At 61.7% G+C, this 16,505-nt stretch carries 19 protein-coding genes; 3 read left to right on the top strand and 16 right to left on the bottom strand.

Annotation, left to right across the window (positions count from 1 at the left end; translation table 11 throughout):
• Nucleotides 1-222: 222 nt before the first annotated feature.
• The 3 genes from AC0L3N_RS02460 to AC0L3N_RS02450 all read right to left on the bottom strand — a co-directional run bounded on the left by AC0L3N_RS02460 (nucleotide 223) and on the right by AC0L3N_RS02450 (nucleotide 2,874).
• The gene (locus AC0L3N_RS02460) at nucleotides 223-1,050 is read right to left on the bottom strand and encodes an MBL fold metallo-hydrolase (RefSeq protein WP_473545337.1); all 828 of its coding nucleotides are present in this window, start codon (nucleotides 1,048-1,050) and stop codon (nucleotides 223-225) included.
• A gap of 193 nt (nucleotides 1,051-1,243) precedes the next feature.
• Nucleotides 1,244-2,179 carry a cyclase family protein gene (locus AC0L3N_RS02455; protein WP_473545335.1) on the bottom strand — a complete coding sequence of 312 codons (936 nt, stop codon included), beginning with the start codon at nucleotides 2,177-2,179 and terminating at the stop codon, nucleotides 1,244-1,246.
• A 188-nt stretch (nucleotides 2,180-2,367) separates the two neighbouring features.
• Nucleotides 2,368-2,874: a glycosyltransferase gene (locus AC0L3N_RS02450; protein ID WP_095491071.1), complete on the bottom strand. Its 507-nt coding sequence runs from the start codon at nucleotides 2,872-2,874 to the stop codon at nucleotides 2,368-2,370.
• Nucleotides 2,875-3,024: 150 nt separating this feature from the next.
• Between AC0L3N_RS02450 and AC0L3N_RS02445 the strand changes: the two genes are divergently transcribed.
• Both AC0L3N_RS02445 and AC0L3N_RS02440 read left to right on the top strand, forming a co-directional pair.
• The gene (locus AC0L3N_RS02445; RefSeq protein WP_292186664.1) at nucleotides 3,025-4,179 is read left to right on the top strand and encodes a PA0069 family radical SAM protein; all 1,155 of its coding nucleotides are present in this window, start codon (nucleotides 3,025-3,027) and stop codon (nucleotides 4,177-4,179) included.
• 155 nt (nucleotides 4,180-4,334) lie between these two features.
• On the top strand, nucleotides 4,335-5,030 hold the full coding sequence (locus AC0L3N_RS02440) for a ribonuclease HII (protein ID WP_123147026.1): 696 nt from the start codon (nucleotides 4,335-4,337) through the stop codon (nucleotides 5,028-5,030).
• 193 nt (nucleotides 5,031-5,223) lie between these two features.
• Here the strand turns inward: AC0L3N_RS02440 and AC0L3N_RS02435 are convergent, their stop codons facing one another.
• The 12 genes from AC0L3N_RS02435 to AC0L3N_RS02380 form a co-directional block, all read right to left on the bottom strand.
• Nucleotides 5,224-5,715, bottom strand: coding sequence for a F0F1 ATP synthase subunit B (locus tag AC0L3N_RS02435; protein WP_473545332.1), 492 nt, complete (start codon nucleotides 5,713-5,715; stop codon nucleotides 5,224-5,226).
• A 10-nt stretch (nucleotides 5,716-5,725) separates the two neighbouring features.
• Nucleotides 5,726-6,325: a F0F1 ATP synthase subunit B gene (locus AC0L3N_RS02430; protein WP_123147024.1), complete on the bottom strand. Its 600-nt coding sequence runs from the start codon at nucleotides 6,323-6,325 to the stop codon at nucleotides 5,726-5,728.
• Between the two features lie 60 nt (nucleotides 6,326-6,385).
• Nucleotides 6,386-6,610 (bottom strand): F0F1 ATP synthase subunit C, encoded by a 225-nt coding sequence (locus tag AC0L3N_RS02425; protein ID WP_023799397.1) that lies wholly within the window; start codon nucleotides 6,608-6,610, stop codon nucleotides 6,386-6,388.
• 79 nt (nucleotides 6,611-6,689) lie between these two features.
• Entirely contained in the window at nucleotides 6,690-7,448 is a 759-nt protein-coding gene (locus AC0L3N_RS02420; RefSeq protein ID WP_123147023.1) for a F0F1 ATP synthase subunit A, read from the bottom strand.
• Between the two features lie 70 nt (nucleotides 7,449-7,518).
• On the bottom strand, nucleotides 7,519-7,917 hold the full coding sequence (locus AC0L3N_RS02415; protein WP_023799399.1) for an AtpZ/AtpI family protein: 399 nt from the start codon (nucleotides 7,915-7,917) through the stop codon (nucleotides 7,519-7,521).
• A gap of 241 nt (nucleotides 7,918-8,158) precedes the next feature.
• Nucleotides 8,159-9,343, bottom strand: coding sequence for a cell wall hydrolase (locus tag AC0L3N_RS02410; RefSeq protein WP_123147022.1), 1,185 nt, complete (start codon nucleotides 9,341-9,343; stop codon nucleotides 8,159-8,161).
• A 260-nt stretch (nucleotides 9,344-9,603) separates the two neighbouring features.
• Nucleotides 9,604-10,491 (bottom strand): SDR family NAD(P)-dependent oxidoreductase, encoded by an 888-nt coding sequence (locus tag AC0L3N_RS02405; RefSeq protein ID WP_425294085.1) that lies wholly within the window; start codon nucleotides 10,489-10,491, stop codon nucleotides 9,604-9,606.
• Nucleotides 10,491-11,270 carry a hypothetical protein gene (locus tag AC0L3N_RS02400; protein WP_473545329.1) on the bottom strand — a complete coding sequence of 260 codons (780 nt, stop codon included), beginning with the start codon at nucleotides 11,268-11,270 and terminating at the stop codon, nucleotides 10,491-10,493. The genes AC0L3N_RS02405 and AC0L3N_RS02400 overlap by 1 nt, the downstream gene beginning before the upstream one ends.
• A gap of 10 nt (nucleotides 11,271-11,280) precedes the next feature.
• On the bottom strand, nucleotides 11,281-11,868 hold the full coding sequence (locus AC0L3N_RS02395; RefSeq protein WP_123147468.1) for a protein-S-isoprenylcysteine O-methyltransferase: 588 nt from the start codon (nucleotides 11,866-11,868) through the stop codon (nucleotides 11,281-11,283).
• A 159-nt stretch (nucleotides 11,869-12,027) separates the two neighbouring features.
• On the bottom strand, nucleotides 12,028-12,627 hold the full coding sequence (locus AC0L3N_RS02390; protein ID WP_123147019.1) for a hypothetical protein: 600 nt from the start codon (nucleotides 12,625-12,627) through the stop codon (nucleotides 12,028-12,030).
• A 142-nt stretch (nucleotides 12,628-12,769) separates the two neighbouring features.
• Complete coding sequence (locus tag AC0L3N_RS02385) at nucleotides 12,770-12,910, bottom strand: ABC transporter (RefSeq protein ID WP_082982116.1); 141 nt, start codon at nucleotides 12,908-12,910, stop codon at nucleotides 12,770-12,772.
• A gap of 199 nt (nucleotides 12,911-13,109) precedes the next feature.
• On the bottom strand, nucleotides 13,110-13,706 hold the full coding sequence (locus tag AC0L3N_RS02380) for a L,D-transpeptidase (RefSeq protein ID WP_123147018.1): 597 nt from the start codon (nucleotides 13,704-13,706) through the stop codon (nucleotides 13,110-13,112).
• A 188-nt stretch (nucleotides 13,707-13,894) separates the two neighbouring features.
• On the opposite strand from AC0L3N_RS02380, the gene AC0L3N_RS02375 reads away from it, so the two are divergent.
• Entirely contained in the window at nucleotides 13,895-14,650 is a 756-nt protein-coding gene (locus AC0L3N_RS02375) for an SDR family NAD(P)-dependent oxidoreductase (protein WP_473545326.1), read from the top strand.
• A 258-nt stretch (nucleotides 14,651-14,908) separates the two neighbouring features.
• Here the strand turns inward: AC0L3N_RS02375 and der are convergent, their stop codons facing one another.
• Entirely contained in the window at nucleotides 14,909-16,342 is a 1,434-nt protein-coding gene (der, locus tag AC0L3N_RS02370) for a ribosome biogenesis GTPase Der (RefSeq protein WP_473545324.1), read from the bottom strand.
• Nucleotides 16,343-16,505 lie beyond the last annotated feature (163 nt).

The following is a 16,505-nucleotide window of genomic DNA, read 5'->3' as shown; positions in this document are numbered from 1 at the left end:
TCGGCCGCTCACCGCTCAGGCGTTATCCAAACCCATCCGCCCGCATCAAAGGAATGGTAACCCTCGGTTATATTTTGTGCAATGCACAATGGAAGGAGCTGTCGCAAACTTTCCGGCAAGCTTGACGGAGCATTAAGGCTCGTTGATTTCGCGACAGCGAGTGTTTCGAGCGAGGTGGAACGAAGAGGTTGCGCACGGTGGAGAAGATCGCGACGAAGCGATTCAAACCCCGTCGAGAATGACGATCGTCGGCCGGTCGGGCAGGGTCTTCAGCGAAACCGTCAGCGACCGGCCGGACAGGAATTCCACTGCGAAATCGTCGCCCATCCTACCTGTGAATTCGCTGATCGGAGTCGCATGGCGATGCATCGGCAGGATCATCGAGGAATAGAGCCGCGCGGTGATTTCGGTCATCCGGTCGAGCGACAGCGTCATGCCGCCGTCGATAGGCACCATAAGAATGTCGAGCCGGCCGATGGCGCCGTAATGTGCGTCCTCCAGTCGGTGGTGCAGATGGCCGAGATGGCCGATGCAGAGCCCCGCCACTTCGAAGATGAAGATGGAATTGCCGTCCTTGCCGAGATCGCCGCCATTGCGGATATCCGTCGGCACGTTGCGGATGTAGACATCGTCCACGACAAGGGCGTGCCGCGCCGGACCGCCGTCCGGATTCCAGCCGCGCAGCACATATTCAATGGCGGGATCCGGATGGTCCGAATAATGGGTGCGGTGCGCCTTGTTCATGGTCACCACGCGCGGCAGCGGGTCAGCGCCGTAAACGCCGGAAAAGTCGGTGGCGATCCTGACGCCGGCGGGCGTCTCGATGATGTAGGTCGAATGGCCGGCATAGGTGATCGTAACGTCGCCGTCGACGAAAGCCTCGGCCAGCGGAGGCGTCTGCGCCTTTGGCGCTGTGAAGCTGGCATAGGTGGCCGACGGCAGCGCTTCGGCGATCGCAACGCATCTCGACGGCGGCGGCTCTTCCTGGGCCGACGCGGCGAACGGCCAGAAAGCCAGGCTCAGCAGAACGGCGGCAGATAGGCGGAGCATGACTGCCTCCCGTGGCAGGATCGGCGCTCATGCCACGATAGCGCCAGCAATTGTGATGGCTATCGTCGGGACAGTCACGTTTTCGCGAGCGCTGGAGGGGCTGGTCGTCTGGACCTTTTCTCCCGACTTGCGCGACAAATCGCGTGGAATGGGACGCGCCATGGCCCGGCCTCACGACTGACGTCGCCAGCGATCAGGGCGTCGGACGGAAGACGCCGTTCTCGTCGCGCTTGAGCGGCGCATTTTGCCGGGAAAGCGGGACACCAGGCACTTCGGTGACCGAAACCCCCTCCGTCCAGTCGGCGGGTGCGATAGCGACGTAACGCGCATATCCGCCTGACCCGCCAAGCGGCTTGGCAAAGCCGATTGTAACCAACGCCCCAGCCTCAGGCACCTTGTCGAGGTTTGCAACGCCTTCTGCCTGCGTGAAGTCGTTGTGAAGCAGCCAATGTTCGCCTTCGAGATTGGGCGTGGTGTCGGTGTCGAGCGGCTCATGACCATGAAACAGGATCTTCCGCTCCAGATGCAGGAACTTCAGCGCGTCCAAACTGACGCCTGGAAACGGCTTCTGGTTGAAGCGGGCGGCATCGGACCATTTCTTGTACCAATCCGAACGCACGAAGACGACCGAACCCTCCGGTATGCGGCCGTGCTCCTTTTCCCATTCTTCGATGTCGGCGACCTGGAGGTGATAGCCTTCGTCGCTCTGCACCTTGCCGCTGATGTCGATCACGACGAGCGGCCGCACGGCATAAGTGGCCGGCAGGTCGCTGATCGTTGCACCGAGTGGATTCCAATGGGAGGGTGGATCGAGCTGCGTGCCATATTGGTCCGTCGTCAACTCGTAGGCGGTCGCAACGAATCCATGCTTGTCGTAGGTGAACTCTTCGCCGGCCTTGACGTAGCCCTCGATATCCCGACCGGCGACAGTCGGTTTGAACTTGGCATTGGCGAAGCCCGGCCATACAGGCTGCACCGGCTCGAAGGCGTGGGTCAGATCGATGTACTTGGCCGATTTGAGCGTGTTCTCATAAACCGACCAAAGCGACGATTCCTGCGCCAAAGCGATCGCCGGCACTGACCAAGCGGCTGCCAGCGAGGCGATACGAACGAATTTAGATACATTCATCTGCAATCTCCCCGAATATTGCTGAGTATCGCGAGTTTCCCGCAGGACGACAAGCATATGCATTCCTCCCAAGAGTATCGCGCCAATGCGGATTCCATCATGCCGCTTTCCGCCCACGGCTTGCGCGCCGCCTCATCCTAACGAAGGACGCGACGTTCCCTCGCCCGCTATGGGGAGAGTGACGACCGTCACTTCGCCGGCGCCACCCAGATTTCGGCGTCGAGCCTCTTGGTCGCAAGGCCGCGCGCGATGGCTTCGGCGCTGCGGGCGTTTTTCGATAAGGCCGCGGCCTGACGCTTGCTGATCACCAGCCCTTCGGCCAGTGCCCGGTTTCCCGAAAATACCCGCGACAGGAACGGCACGCGACTGCCGCGCGCCCGCGAAAACCGCGCCGGCATGGTTTGCCGGGCCGTGTGGGCGACGACTTCGTCGATCCAGCCTTCCGCCAACCGCGCCCCCGGCTCCAGCAGCAGCAGCCAGTCGCCCTTGGCCTGCCTGATGCCGGCAGCAATGCCGCCGCTCGCCACATAAAGGCAGCCGGCATGTTCGGCAACGCGGTGCGTCTGGTCGGTCGAGCCGGTGTCGCAGACGATGACATCGCGCACCACGCCCTCGACCGCGCCGCCAATCAGCGAGGCAAGTGTGCGGGCAAGTCTCTCTTCGTCATTCAGGGTCTGGATGAGAACGCTAAGCATCGTTAGCCGAATAGCGGAATGCGGGGCGCAGTGCCAGTTTTTGCGTCGCATCGCAAAATGTTCTTGATTTGTTCTGCTGGAAAAAATAGGATTATTTTCATGAACAGAGCGATTCGACAGCCAGCCGACAGTCGTTGGGAGAGGGCAAAAATGGAACAGATCGTACGTGCCGACATTGCCGCCTTCGGGGCTGGAAGGGCCGAGATGGCCAATGCAATGATCGAGCAGAGTGGCGTCCGAATCCGTCCAGACCGCAATCGCGGCCGGTCCGCCGGCATCAACCCGTCCGGCCGGTTCGAACCGGTCAGCCGGCATGTGTTCGATGATGGCTGGAACTCGCTGGAGGAGCTGCCGCCCTTCAAGACCGAGGTGCAGGTCGAAAAGCCGCGCACCATCATCACCCGTAACGAATCGCCCGACATTTCCTTCGACCGCTCGATCAACCCCTATCGCGGCTGCGAGCATGGCTGCGTCTATTGCTTCGCGCGGCCGACGCACAGCTTCATGGGCCTGTCGCCCGGGCTGGATTTCGAATCGAGGCTGTTCGCCAAGCCGGATGCGGCGCGGCTACTCGACAAGGAACTGTCGAAGGACGGCTACCAGCCGCGCACCATCGCCATCGGCACCAACACCGATCCCTATCAGCCGATCGAGAAGCAGTACCGGATCATGCGCGAGATCCTCGAAGTGCTGGAGGCGCGCGGCCATCCGGTCGGCATCGTCACCAAATCCGCGCTGGTGACGCGCGACATCGACATTCTGTCGCGCATGGCCGAACGCGGTCTGGCCAAGGTGGCGCTGTCGGTGACGACGCTCGACCGGATGCTGGCCAGAACGATGGAGCCACGCGCGTCGACGCCGACCAAGCGGCTGGAGGCGATCAGGCAGCTTTCGGACGCCGGCATTCCGGCCTCGGTCATGGTCGCTCCGATCATCCCCGGCCTGACCGATCAGGAGATGGAACGCATCCTCGATTCGGCACGTGCGGCAGGAGCGCGCGAGGCCGGCTATGTCGTGCTGCGCCTGCCGCTGGAGGTCGCGCCGATCTTCAAGGATTGGCTTCTGCGCCATTATCCGGACCGCTACCGTCACGTCATGTCGCTGATCCGCTCGATGCGCGACGGCAAGGATTACGATTCGGATTGGGGCAAGCGCATGAAAGGCTCCGGCCCCTATGCCTGGCAGATCGGCCGGCGCTTCGAGATCGCCGCCAAACGGCTTGGCCTCAACGCCGAACGGCGGTCCCTCAGGACCGACCAGTTCGTCGTCGCGGCCAAGGCAACCGAGCAACTGATGCTGCTGTGAAGACATCGTGTGCCGCCGCTGCCGGCGGCACATGAAAAATCCCGTCCGGCCTGTCCTTGTCCCCGGGCTTGCAGACGGTGCCCTCCGGGTCCGGTGCCTCACCCGACCCGGAGGGGCTTGCGGAGAATCGGAGCCGATGCGAACCTCGCCGCAACATGGCTCGCGCGCGTTCTGATTCTCCGCTTCTCTTCGAAATCGTTGAGAGGCCCGATTTCTCCTTCGAGACGAAGGCGATGGCCGAAGGACTATGGCCGGTGGCGGGAATGGACGAGGCAGGTCGTGGCCCGCTCGCCGGGCCGGTCGTGGCGGCAGCGGTGGTGCTCGATCCCGCCAACATTCCCGACGGCCTCGACGATTCCAAGCGCCTCAGCCATCTGCAGCGCGAGGCGCTGTTCCTGAAAATCCTAGGCTCCGCTCTTGGCGTGTCGATGGCTTCGGTCAGCGCCGAAGGCATCGATGGCAGCAATATTCTCAAGGCCAGCCTCGAGGCGATGCGCCGCGCATTGGTCGGCTTGTCAGTGCAGCCGAAATTAGCCTTGGCCGACGGGCGCGACGTGCCGCCCGGACTGCCATGCGAAGGCAGAGCGCTGATCAAGGGCGACCAGCGCTCGCAGTCGATCGCCGCCGCCTCGATCGTCGCCAAGGTGATGCGCGACCGCATGATGTGCGGCTGCGGCAGCCATCACGCGCATTATGGTTTCGAACTCCATATGGGCTACGCCACAGTCCGCCACCGTGCCGCGATCGAGCTGCATGGACCGGTGGCGCGGCTGCACCGCGCGTCCTTCGCACCGTTCCGGTTTGGCGGAACCGAAGTGCTCGACGAAGAGAGTTTTTCGGGTCTGGATTAAGCGATGGTCCATCGTCGCGCTTTCTCCCCCCTTGAGGGGGAGATGGCCGGCAGGCCAGAGGGGGTAGCCGCGCGTGAAGCGCCAACCTCCTCTTTCATTCGACGTAATTATCCGATATCGCGTCGCGACGCCGAGGCGACCCCCTCTGTCGCCTTCGGCGACATCTCCCCCCTCGAGGGGGGAGATTATCCCCTTAGTTCAGCTTGGACTTCACATCCTGAAGCGAGGCCTGGAACAGGTCGGCGCCCGCCTTGGCGTCAATCTTGCCGGCGAGCAGCGTGCGTGCGGCTTCGACGGCGATATCGACGGCGCTTGCGCGCACTTCGCTGATCGCCTCGCGCTCGGCCTGACCGATCTTCTGTTCGGCAAGTGCGGTGCGCCGGGCGACATAGTCCTCGGTCTTCTTGTGCGCCTCGGCAGCCAGCATGTCGGCCTCGCGCTTGGCGGCGGCGACGATGGCGGCGGCCTCCTGCTCGGCTTCCTTGCGCTTGCGCTGGTATTGGCCGAGCAATTGCTGGGCCTCCTCGCGCAGCCGGCGCGCTTCTTCAAGCTCGTTGCTGATCTTGTCGGCGCGGGCGTCAAGCGCCTTGGCGATCAGCTTAGGCACCTTGACGTAGACGGCAATGGCCACGAAAATGACGAGGGCAGCGGTGGCCCAAAGCGTCGCGAGTGATGTGGCGTCCATGATGCGCTCCTCACCGGGCCACGGATTTGACGGCTGCCGCGATCTCGGCCTTGCTGGCCTTGCCGCCGACAAGCGCCTCAACGATAGCAGAAGCGGTGTCCTCGGCGATCGTGCCGACTTCCTTCATGGCATTGGCCTTGATGGATGAAATGCGAGCCTCGGCTTCGCCAAGCTTCTGGTCAAGCGCAGCCTCAACCTTCTTGCGGGCGGCCTCGGCTTCCGCCTTGGCGGCATCGTTGGCCTGCTGGCCGATCGCATTGGCCTTGGTCTTGGCCTCCGCCAATTCCTGCTCATAGGCGGCAACGGCTGCATCGGCCTCGCCCTTCAGCCTGGCGGCATGGTCGAGATCCTGCGTGATGCGGTCGTTGCGGACATCGATGATGCCGCCAACACGCGGCATCACCACCTTCTTCAGGAACAGGTAGAACAGCCCGAAGGTGATCGCCAGCCACAGAAGCTGCGACGGGAATGTCGCCGGATCGAATGGCGGGAACACGCCGTGCGCCTCGGCAGGCACGCCGGTGCCGGAATGCGTATCGCCTTCCGTGCCGGCATGGCCGCCTTCGGCGGCGGGCGCGGACTCTTGCGCAAAGGCAGATGTCACGAACATGGACTATCCCCTGATATCAGGCCTGCCGCTGATTGCGGCCGGCCCGTCCAATTCCCAATGTTAGCCGAACAGGGCCAGAAGCGCGATGAGAAGGGAGAAGATGCCCAGCGCTTCGGTCACGGCGAAGCCGAAGATCAGGCGGCCGAACTGGCCATCCGCGGCCGACGGGTTACGCAATGCGCCCGCCAGATAGCTGCCGAAGATGTTGCCAAGGCCAATACCGGCGCCACCCATGCCGAGGCATGCGATGCCGGCGCCGATGAACTTTGCTGCTTCTGCTTCCATGTGTTCAACTCCTTTGGATCTAAAATTCCGTTGCAATTCCATCCGGCAGCAATGCCGGAAACTCTTGGGTCAACCTGGGTCAGTGCCCGGGATGCAGGGCGTCGTTCAGATACATGCAGGTCAGCACGGCAAAGACGTAGGCCTGCAGGAAGGCGACCAGCAATTCCAGCGCCGTCAGTGCCACGGCCATCGCCAGCGGCAGGACCGATCCGGCAATACCGAGCGTGCCAAGCGCGCTCAAGCTCACCACGAAGCCGGAGAACACCTTCAGCGTGATGTGGCCGGCCAGCATATTGGCAAACAGACGAACCGAGAGGCTGACCGGGCGCGAAACGAAGGAAATCACCTCGATCAGCACCACCAGCGGCAGCAGGTAAATCGGCACGCCGTGCGGGACGAACAGTTTCAGGAAACCGAGGCCGTGCTTCATGAAGCCATAGACGACGACGGTTCCGATCACCAACGCGGCAAGGCCGAAGGTAACGATGATGTGGCTGGTGACGGTGAAAAAATACGGGAAAAGACCGAGCAGATTGGCAACGAGCACGAACATGAACAGCGAAAATACCAAGGGAAAGAACTTCATGCCTTGGGTTCCGGCTGCGTCCCTCAGCATGTTGCCGACGAATTCGTAGGCCATTTCCGAGACCGACTGAAGACGGCTAGGAACGAGGCTGCGGCTCGAGGTGCTGAGATAGAGAAACGCCGAGGCAACGGCGACGGTCGCGACCATGAAGAGTGCAGAATTGGTGAACGACAGGTCGTAGCCGCCGATCTCGATCGGAATCAGCTTGTTGATATGGAACTGGTGGATCGGATCGACCTTGTCAGCAGCCACTTTAAATCCCCATCAAAGCCGCGCGCGGCTTTAGTGTCCTGTTCACTGCGCCGGCAAGCGGCGCCTCAAGTCATTCTTTCGGATCGCGGGCTTTGTCGCCCTGTCCGAATTCCGCCATAAGTCCCGCGGAGCGCAGGACATTGAGCACGCCGGCGCCAAAACCGAGCAGCAAAAAAACGATCAGACCCCATGGCGATGTCCCCGCCACACGGTCGATGATCCAGCCAAGACCAGCACCAACCACTATCCCGGCGATGAACTCGCTGGATAGCTTAAGCGCCTGGCCATATCCGGCCGCACTGCCCGCTTTCGCGTCGTCTTTCCCCTCGAGCCGGTCCGGCCGCCTTGTCGCAAGCGATGCTTCAAGATCGCGCCGGCGGCGCTCAAGATCGTCGTCGCGGATGTCGGCTTGACGCTGTTTGCCGCGGCCGGTTTCTCCGGTTCCGTCTGGCCCATTCTTGTCGGCCATCGCAACCCCCTTGCCCGTTCAGATCGTCACCGTCCGTCCGCTCTTAAGTCGCCGGCAACATAGTTAGAGGGTCCGCGCCCGTCAAGCCACGGGCGGGACTTCCGCCTTAAGTATTTTCTCCATTCATATCAATGGCTTGCCAGGGTGCGACATCGTGCCCGCTACCGCCGCTGGCGTGCCGCGGCCGAATCCCTGCGCCGAGGGGTCTTCGATCGACCGCGCCCAGGCCCTGCCGGAGCGCTCAGCTCCAGCCGCCGCCATAGGTGCGGTAGAAGATGTGCAGGCCGATCTTGGTCATTTTTTTCATCGTCCGCGCCCAACCTGGGTTGACGTAGTTGGCGTAGTAATGGGTCGACGATCCGACTTCCGGGATGAAGATCTTGCCGGCAGTGACTGCCATGGCGATGTCCTGCGCGGTCTTGTAGTGGGCGGGACTCTGGATGCGCTTCTTCCTGCCGTCGCAAGCGAAGGAAAACTGGCAACGGTTGAACCATTTGTCGTTCTGATAGACGACGCCGCAGATTGAGTTCGGATAGGCCGGATTGCGAACGCGATTGAGGATGACCTGGGCGACGGCGGCCTGGCCGCGCACCGTTTCACCCCGCGCCTCGAAATAGATGCCGTTGGCGAGGCAAGTCTGTTCCGCTTTGGAGAATACGCTCGCCGGCAGCGGAGTTTGCATCCACGAATGATCGCCCTTGGCCACCGGCGGAATGAAGCGGCCATCATTCGGCTTCTCGTCCTGAAGCAAGGCCTCGAAGGGCGAAGCCTGGGCATAGTCGGGCGCGGCCGCTGCGTAGGCCGTCGCCAGGACGTCGGGGCGGTCGTTGTTGACCAGTGCGGCCAGCATGGCCGGCACGCCGGGATCCGGCTTCTTGTCGACGCGCCTATGAAACGCGGCGGCAATCTGGATCTCCTTGCCTTTGATCTCGGGCTTGGCGAAAGCCAATTTCAGGCCGCTGTCCATGCTCGGGCGAAGCAGCGAGGAGGTGCGCTCGAAAACCGAGCCGGCATTGAAGTTCTTCGGGGGCGCGACCGGCGAGACGATGATAATGCGGCCCTTCTTGTCGGCGCGCATGATGCGGTCCTCGTCGGGTGTCGTGCTGGCCACGCTGCCCTTGCCGCGAAACGACACGGCGCCGATGCCGGGCAACCGGACGCCGGAACCCGAGATCGAACCGGTGGTGTCGGAATCGAGGAAAGGCATCTCGGCGGCATGGACCGAGCCGGCGACGGATTTCTCGACATAGGCGTTCCAGCGGGCGTTCGGCGCCTTGAGGCCCGAAACCAGGCTCGTCATGTCCTGGTAGGCAATGGCATTGGGAAAGCCGACCCAGATGCCAAGTCCGATGACCAGAGGAGACAGAAAGGAACGTCTTTTCTCACCGGCGAAAGCGACAAGCCGCTTCAAAACACGTCGATGCACGGAACTCTCCAGAAACGCAACGGACCCCACTGGAGAGGCACGATGATGCATTAACCTTGATGGGGCGTTAACGGAGTTCGACCAGCGCCAATCATTTCAATGGCTTTGTTGGAAACGGCTCCAGCGGCCCCAATAAGCACTCCGCAGAGCGCTGTTTAGAGATGGAGGATCCTCTCTATGCCACGAACATGCTTAACGGCCCGTCATCGGCGAGCGGTCTCTTGCTTCAATGAGGTTTTTTCGGTGGCGTGCTGGTCCGGTTAGGGGATAATTCCCCGAGGGCCCCGGCGCAGCTGGATCTGGCGGGTACCGCAGCATTTCTTGAACTTCATACCTGAACCGCAAGGACATTGATCATTGCCGCCGCGTTGCAGCCGGCCGACCAAGGGCAGCAGCGCTGCGGAAGGCAGAAGCGATGCCGCAAGGGCAGCCAACTTGGCCGAGATTCCCGGCACGACGAGGCGACGACCGGATTTGAACCCTCGCCACGCCCGTTCGGCCACATACTCCGGACCCACCTTGGGCAAGATGTTGAAGAGCACCGTCTGATTGGCGCCTGACCTTGCGAGAAACTCCGTCGACACCGGGCCTGGCGCCACGCATGTGACCGTCACACCGGTTCGGCGCAATTCCTGGTGAAGCGCCTCTGAGAAGACGCGCACGAAACCTTTGCTAGCGAAGTACAGAGCCATATAAGGCCCAGGAAGGAACCCGGCCACGGAACTGAGATTGAGCACCCCGCCCCGTCGGCGCGCCACCATGCCCGGCAGAAAATGGAGGGTCAGTTCTGTGAGGGAATGTATGTTGAGATCGATGATGCCGAGTTGACCATCAATGGGCAGCGCCGTCGCCGCGCCCCGCAGGCCATAGCCGGCGCTGTTGACCAGGACATCACAGACCAGGCCGTGTGCGGACAGAAAGCCCTCCAGGCGCGTTGGCGCATCGCCGGCCACGAGATCCAGCTCGAGCGTGAATGCCTCGCCACCCGCCTCCCGAACCTCAGACGCCGCGGCGGCCAAACCCTCGGGCGAGCGGGCAACCAGCACAACCGCACCGCGCTCCAGTGCAGCGACGCCCGCAATCGCCCGGCCAATTCCACCCGAGCCGCCAATCACGACGACGGCTGGCCGGAATTCATAGTGCGAAATCACGTCGCGTTCCTCCGTCTTGCAGGAGCGGAAGCACCTTGACCGAGCAGCACCACTTCATTGGCGACAGTGCCGTTCAGGATCTTTTCGAATCGCTCCAGTGCTCGTGCGACGTTCGCTCCATCCATGACCCGGTGATCGTAGTGGATGCGGACATTCACCGATCCGTCTTTTTCGATCGGACCGTAGTTTAGAAGCGTGGTCAATGGCGTCAGCGGGTTGAGTGATTCCGCACCGAGACCAGAATAGACGGACAGTTGGAAGGTACCGAAGTAATTTGCCCTTTGCCGGCCGATGTTCAACCCTAGCCACATAAGCAGCCACCTGACTGGCGCGGGCGCACCTGCCATCCGCAAGGCACGCCGGAACTCCGGGACCTCGAGGATCGGCCGTGATCGAGCCGCGTGGATGGATTCCTCAAGTTGCGTGATAGAGTAGCGCTCCGGGCACTTGATGCAGCTCAGCAGAACGGCCGGCTCGCCATCATGTTCGCGCTCGTGGGCAATCGAGGCTACGCTTGCCGGATACTCGTAAAGCTGCGGCCAGGGCAACTTGACATAGGCGCGCCGCAGCTCCGGCATCTCCAGGGCGAGAAGCGCATATCCTTTCAGGAAGATCGCAGTCCACGAGGGCCTGGTCTGCTGCGCCATTCTAGCCCTTAGGAGCGGGCCAAGGTTCATCTGACGCTGCACCGCGACCCGTGGCACGCCGATCGAAAACCTCATCAGATCGCCAACAAGGCGCCGGGGCGCCGAAAGCTTGAGGGCTCGGCCTCGCATCAAACGACCTCTAATAAAGATAAGGGAATATTCGCTTGGTCCTTTCCATATAGGCGCGGTATTGCGGGCCTAAATTCTCCAGCATCATACGCTCTTCCTTATCCACTCTCAGCAGGAAAAGCACTGCGAAACCGATCAAACCAGATATGCCCGCAGCCCAGTTCGGCAGCAGAAAGAGCTGGCCGAGCCCCATAAGCAGAAACGAGGTGTACATCGGGTGACGGACCAAGGCGTATGGCCCGGCGCTGACCAGTTCATGCCGCTCGCGAATCTCGAGCGTGATCGACCAGTTACGGCCAAGTTCCTTGTGGGACATGCGAAAAATCCACAGCGCGGAGCAGAAGATGATGGTTCCGAGCGCCACCGACCACAGGCTGGCCGGATGGTCAGCCGCTGCGGGGATGCCGGTGGCGACATAGAAGCCAGGCAGGATCGCGAGGCCAAGGAGAGCCGATGCAAGCCCGACGGTGTCGGAACTTGAGCGGCCGCCAGCTACAATTCGCACGCGCCTTGCCCGGCGCTCGAACGGATACCGGATCACGTACCAAGCAACGATGCCGATCACCCATATGATCTCGCCAAGTGAAGCTACAGCAATGGTCACTTCAGGTCACCGGAGCCTTTTCTCGATCTGGGACCGCGATTAGCCGTCGCAACGATGTCAGCGTCCGAATTGTCGACCGATAGACATTCAGAGCGCGTTCCTTTCGGACTTAACCGGGCGAATGACGCGAAAGCGGGTTTTGCCAATCGCATTTCAACCCCCGTTCATCTCCCGAAGCTTGGTTATGAATTGTTGCGGCCGGAGCCAGGTACCGGGGGTCTTATACCCCATCGATCTGGCGATGTCCGCTACGAATGCGTTGCAGTTGTAGAGCGAGGCGTGCCAAAGCGGAGAGCTGGCCTGCAGCTTTCGTATGCTCGCGACGACTTTCCTATATTCGGCTTCGGTAAGCAAAACTCGCCAGCTTGCCGACCGGTAGGCATCTTCCAAGTCGCCGTCCGTCCACCCGGTCGAGGCTGGCACGGGCGCCAAATGGCCGAGAACATAGACATTGGGATCATTGGACTTCGGAGCGAGCCCCGCGACTTCGGGGTTGACCATCCGTCCCGCCTGGTTCAATCGTCCAAAAATCACGAAGGAATGGCCGTAGGTAAGGGCGTACCGGGAGCGGAACTCGATGAAATGCCGTTGGGCTTGAGTTGATGCCGCCGCGGGCGCCGTCATCGCCGCGGATCTCAGTGCCCGATCATCGGACACGAAAGTCGGCTGGGGCTTGTTGTCCTGCGACTGACATGACGCTGCGACAAGCGCGAGCAGGGCCACAATTGTTGAACGGCCACTTACAAGCGTCATCTCATCCAGAACTCCGAGGACCGTAGACCTAGTGCCAGCCTATGCCCGCCAACCTCAGGTAGGCTGCGAATCCGGCCTTGGCCCCTGCATATCGATGGGGAAGGGCCTGGCGGCCCTTCCCCAAATCTCCGAAAGCCGGTGCTTATTTAATCACGGGCTCTTCTACGGCAGCGGGTTCCGGCGGAGGAGCCTTCCCCTTTCCTTTACCGATCCAGCCGTTCGCGCAGCCGCTCAGGCTGGCAACGGCGAGGGTAGCAACCATTACAATCAACATCCTGCTCATCAAGCAATCCTTTCCCCAGGGGCGGAACAGCCAATAGAATCGCCACAAATAAAAAGATATGCAGCCCCACCAAGTTAGCTGCGATCTACACCAACGCCTAGTGCAGAAATGACACAGTTGGCACCCGGTTGCAGACGGCAGCTTTGCGGTGACGTGCCGGCAGGGCTCACCATCCAACGGAGATCAGGCCTGCCCACCATCAAACAACCACCACCGTCGTGCCCAAAGGAGTACGTTCGTAGAGGTCAATGATGTCGTCATTTATCAAACGGATGCACCCGTTCGATACCGCTGTGCCTATCGTCCATGGCTCGTTTGTACCATGTATCCGGAAGTGCGTGTCGCGCCCGTCGCGATAGAGATAAAGGGCACGCGCACCAAGCGGGTTGTTTGGTCCGCCAGGGACCCCCCCTGCATACTTCACCAGGCGCGGCTTGCGCCTCATCATATTGGCGGTGGGTGTCCACGACGGCCAGTCCGCCTTGCGGGCGACGGTCGCTGTACCCTTGAACGAAAGTCCCTGCTCGCCGACGCCGACGCCGTAGCGCGTCGCCCACCCGTCGGTCTCGACGGCATAGAGAAAACGTTGCGAAGTATCGACGACGATCGTTCCAGGCGGCTCGTTTCCGTCGTACCGCACATGCCGCCGTCGGAAACGAGGATTGAGGCCATTCCTTGGTCCGAACGCGGATGAAATCGGCTCCGCCACCTGTCGTAACGTCGACGTACATCCGGAAAGCATCAGAGCCAGACTACCCAGCACGAGCCCCCGGCGCGCAATGTGGTGTTCTTCCATTTCTACCTGCTAGGAAACTGGTCAATCTACCCCGCCCTCGTCTCTACCATTCCAAGGCCTGCGGGCCAAGTCTCTCTGTGTGGTGGCAAAATGAATTCACAGGATTGACAAGCGAATTGGAGCGAAACTTCTTGCGATAAGCGTCTGCCTCTGCTCGGTTATGTCACAATGGGCATAGGACAGAGACGATGAAGGCTGACTTCCATGGGAAAGTCGCGATTGTGACTGGTGCAGGCTCCGGAATAGGAGCGGCTGTGTCACGGCAACTCGCGCAAGAAGGAGCCGAGGTTGTTGTCGCCGACCTTGATGCCGAGGCCGCGCACTGCAAAGCCGCCGAAATAAGCTCGCTAGGAGGCAGGGCCCACGACTTTGCGGTCGATGTCACAGATGCGGCAGCCGTCGAAAAGCTGATCGAGTTCACTGTCCAGAAATGCGGCGGACTGGATATGGCGGTAAACAATGCAGGTATCGACGGCGTTCGAAAAGCAACGGCAGACTATCCGCTCGACAACTGGCACAAGCTTATAAACGTCAATCTGAATGGCGTCTTCTACAGCATGAAGTACGAAATCGCCGCCATGCTGGATCGAGGCGGAGGCGCCATCGTGAACATGTCCTCGATTCTCGGTTCCGTCGGCTTGCCGACTGCGTCCGCATACACGGCAGCTAAACACGGGGTCGTTGGACTCACCAAGGTTGCGGCGATTGAATATGCGAGGATGGGCATCCGGATCAATGTCGTCGGCCCCGGCTGGATCGAAACGCCTCTTCTATCGGAGCAAGTGGAGGCATTAGCCACGCGGCGCATGGCAGCCCTTCAGCCGATGGGCAGACGCGGCAAACCGGAAGAGGTAGCGGCTCTTGTGTGCTTCCTGTTGTCCGATCAGGCCAGCTTTATCACTGGGAGCTACCATCTGGTGGACGGAGCCTACACCGCCCATTAGGTGCACTGGCTGTCCCCACTCGTGCTGGCTACTGTCAGGGTGATGACGCCGCAGATCGCTGGGCTGCCCGCACTGCACTGCCTGAGATGGCGCTGTTCCCGCGTCGCGAGGGAGGCCGAGCCAGACCCGGTGGCGGCGCGACTTGCCGACATCCTGCTGCAGGTGGCGGTGGAATCGCCTGCCCGAAAATGTGCAGGCGCTGCCCGCGAACCGCCTGCGAAGCGTAGCCTGATGCTGGCGGCCGGAAGACGCAAGCGCTCAGCGGCGTTTCTTCGCCTTGCCGGCGAACGGATTTTCCGAGGTGCGCAAGGCGATGCGAATCGGCACGCCGGGCATGTCGAAGGCTTCGCGCAGGCTGTTGGAGAGATAGCGGACATAGGATTGCGGCATCGCGTCCGGCCGTGAGCAGGACACGACGAAGCCGGGCGGTCGCGTCTTGGCCTGGGTGACATATTTGATCTTCAGCCGGCGCCCGGCGACGGCAGGCGGTGGATGATGCGCCAGGATGCCTTCTAGCCAGCGGTTGAGCTTGCCGGTCGAGACGCGGCTGTTCCACACTCTGTGCGTCTTGATGACCGCATCCATCAGCTTGTCGAGGCCGCGCCCGGTCTCGGCCGAGACCGGCACCGCCTGCATGCCGCGCGCCTGCGGCAACAGCCGCTCGGTCTTCTCGCGCAGTTCCGCCAGGAGTTCCTGGGGATGGTCGACCATATCCCATTTGTTGAAGGCGATCACCGGCGCGCGGCCCTCGCGGATGATCAGGTCGGCGATCTGCAGATCCTGCTTCTCGAAGGGAATGGTGGCGTCAAGCACGATGATGACGATCTCGGCAAAGCGGATGGCGCGCAGGGCATCCTGCACCGACATGACTTCCAGCTTTTCGTGGATCCTGGCCTTGCGGCGCATGCCGGCGGTGTCGAACAGTTTCAGGCGGCGGCCATGCCACTCCCAGTCGACGGATATGGAATCGCGGGTGATGCCGGCTTCAGGTCCGGTCAAGAGCCGCTCCTCGCCGATCAGCGCGTTGATCAGGGTCGATTTGCCGGCGTTTGGGCGACCGACGACGGCGATGCGCATCGGTTTGGTGTCGTCATAGCTCGGCTCGGCATCCGGATCGGTGATGTCCTCGCCGATCAGTTCCTCGCTGGCGGCGGTCTCCTCGTCCGCATCCTCTTCTTCTTCGCCGAAGGCGCGCGCCTCGCCCAGTGCTGATATCACCGCATCGCGCAGATCGGGCAGGCCCTGGCCGTGTTCGGCCGAGACCGGGATCGGCTCGCCAAGGCCGAGTTCCCAGGCCTCCAGCATGCCGCCCTGGGCGCCGCGCGCCTCGGCCTTGTTGGCGACGACGACAACCGGTTTGCCGGACTTGCGCACGATCTCAGCGAAGGTCTTGTCGTCAGGCATCAGCCCGGACTTGGCGTCGATCGTGAAAAAGATCAGGTCGGCTTCGCGGATGGCGATCTCGGTCTGGGCGCGCATGCGGCCCGGCAGCGTCGAAGCAGCAGCATCCTCGAAGCCGGCGGTGTCGATGACATCAAAATGCAGATCATAGAGCTTGGCGGCATGGACGCGACGGTCGCGGGTGACGCCCGGCGTGTCGTCGACAAGCGCCAGCTTCCTTCCCACCAGACGATTGAAAAGGGTCGATTTGCCGACGTTAGGCCGGCCGATGATGGCGACTTTGAACGTCATGCGGCCCTACATCTGCCAGCATGTCGTCGTTCCAAAACCGCTGCACACTTTTGGGCGACATGCATCTGCCATGCATGTCGTTGTCCCAAAACCGCTACACACTTTTGGGCGACATGCATCTGCCATGCATGTCGTTGTCCCAAAACCGCTACACACTTTTGGG

Source organism: Mesorhizobium sp. WSM4807, from assembly GCF_055811615.1.
This window is presented reverse-complemented; position numbering and strand designations above follow the sequence as displayed.

What these genes read in the sequence shown, in the direction of transcription:
- AC0L3N_RS02460 (WP_473545337.1), bottom strand. Translation starts at nt 1,050, where the DNA reads ATGCTCCGCCTATCTGCCGCCGTTCTGCTGAGCCTGGCTTTCTGGCCG.
- AC0L3N_RS02455 (WP_473545335.1), bottom strand. Translation starts at nt 2,179, where the DNA reads ATGAATGTATCTAAATTCGTTCGTATCGCCTCGCTGGCAGCCGCTTGG.
- AC0L3N_RS02450 (WP_095491071.1), bottom strand. Translation starts at nt 2,874, where the DNA reads ATGCTTAGCGTTCTCATCCAGACCCTGAATGACGAAGAGAGACTTGCC.
- AC0L3N_RS02445 (WP_292186664.1), top strand. Translation starts at nt 3,025, where the DNA reads ATGGAACAGATCGTACGTGCCGACATTGCCGCCTTCGGGGCTGGAAGG.
- AC0L3N_RS02440 (WP_123147026.1), top strand. Translation starts at nt 4,335, where the DNA reads ATGGCTCGCGCGCGTTCTGATTCTCCGCTTCTCTTCGAAATCGTTGAG.
- AC0L3N_RS02435 (WP_473545332.1), bottom strand. Translation starts at nt 5,715, where the DNA reads ATGGACGCCACATCACTCGCGACGCTTTGGGCCACCGCTGCCCTCGTC.
- AC0L3N_RS02430 (WP_123147024.1), bottom strand. Translation starts at nt 6,325, where the DNA reads ATGTTCGTGACATCTGCCTTTGCGCAAGAGTCCGCGCCCGCCGCCGAA.
- AC0L3N_RS02425 (WP_023799397.1), bottom strand. Translation starts at nt 6,610, where the DNA reads ATGGAAGCAGAAGCAGCAAAGTTCATCGGCGCCGGCATCGCATGCCTC.
- AC0L3N_RS02415 (WP_023799399.1), bottom strand. Translation starts at nt 7,917, where the DNA reads ATGGCCGACAAGAATGGGCCAGACGGAACCGGAGAAACCGGCCGCGGC.
- AC0L3N_RS02400 (WP_473545329.1), bottom strand. Translation starts at nt 11,270, where the DNA reads ATGCGAGGCCGAGCCCTCAAGCTTTCGGCGCCCCGGCGCCTTGTTGGC.
- AC0L3N_RS02390 (WP_123147019.1), bottom strand. Translation starts at nt 12,627, where the DNA reads ATGACGCTTGTAAGTGGCCGTTCAACAATTGTGGCCCTGCTCGCGCTT.
- AC0L3N_RS02385 (WP_082982116.1), bottom strand. Translation starts at nt 12,910, where the DNA reads ATGAGCAGGATGTTGATTGTAATGGTTGCTACCCTCGCCGTTGCCAGC.
- AC0L3N_RS02380 (WP_123147018.1), bottom strand. Translation starts at nt 13,706, where the DNA reads ATGGAAGAACACCACATTGCGCGCCGGGGGCTCGTGCTGGGTAGTCTG.
- AC0L3N_RS02375 (WP_473545326.1), top strand. Translation starts at nt 13,895, where the DNA reads ATGAAGGCTGACTTCCATGGGAAAGTCGCGATTGTGACTGGTGCAGGC.
- der (WP_473545324.1), bottom strand. Translation starts at nt 16,342, where the DNA reads ATGACGTTCAAAGTCGCCATCATCGGCCGGCCTAACGTCGGCAAATCG.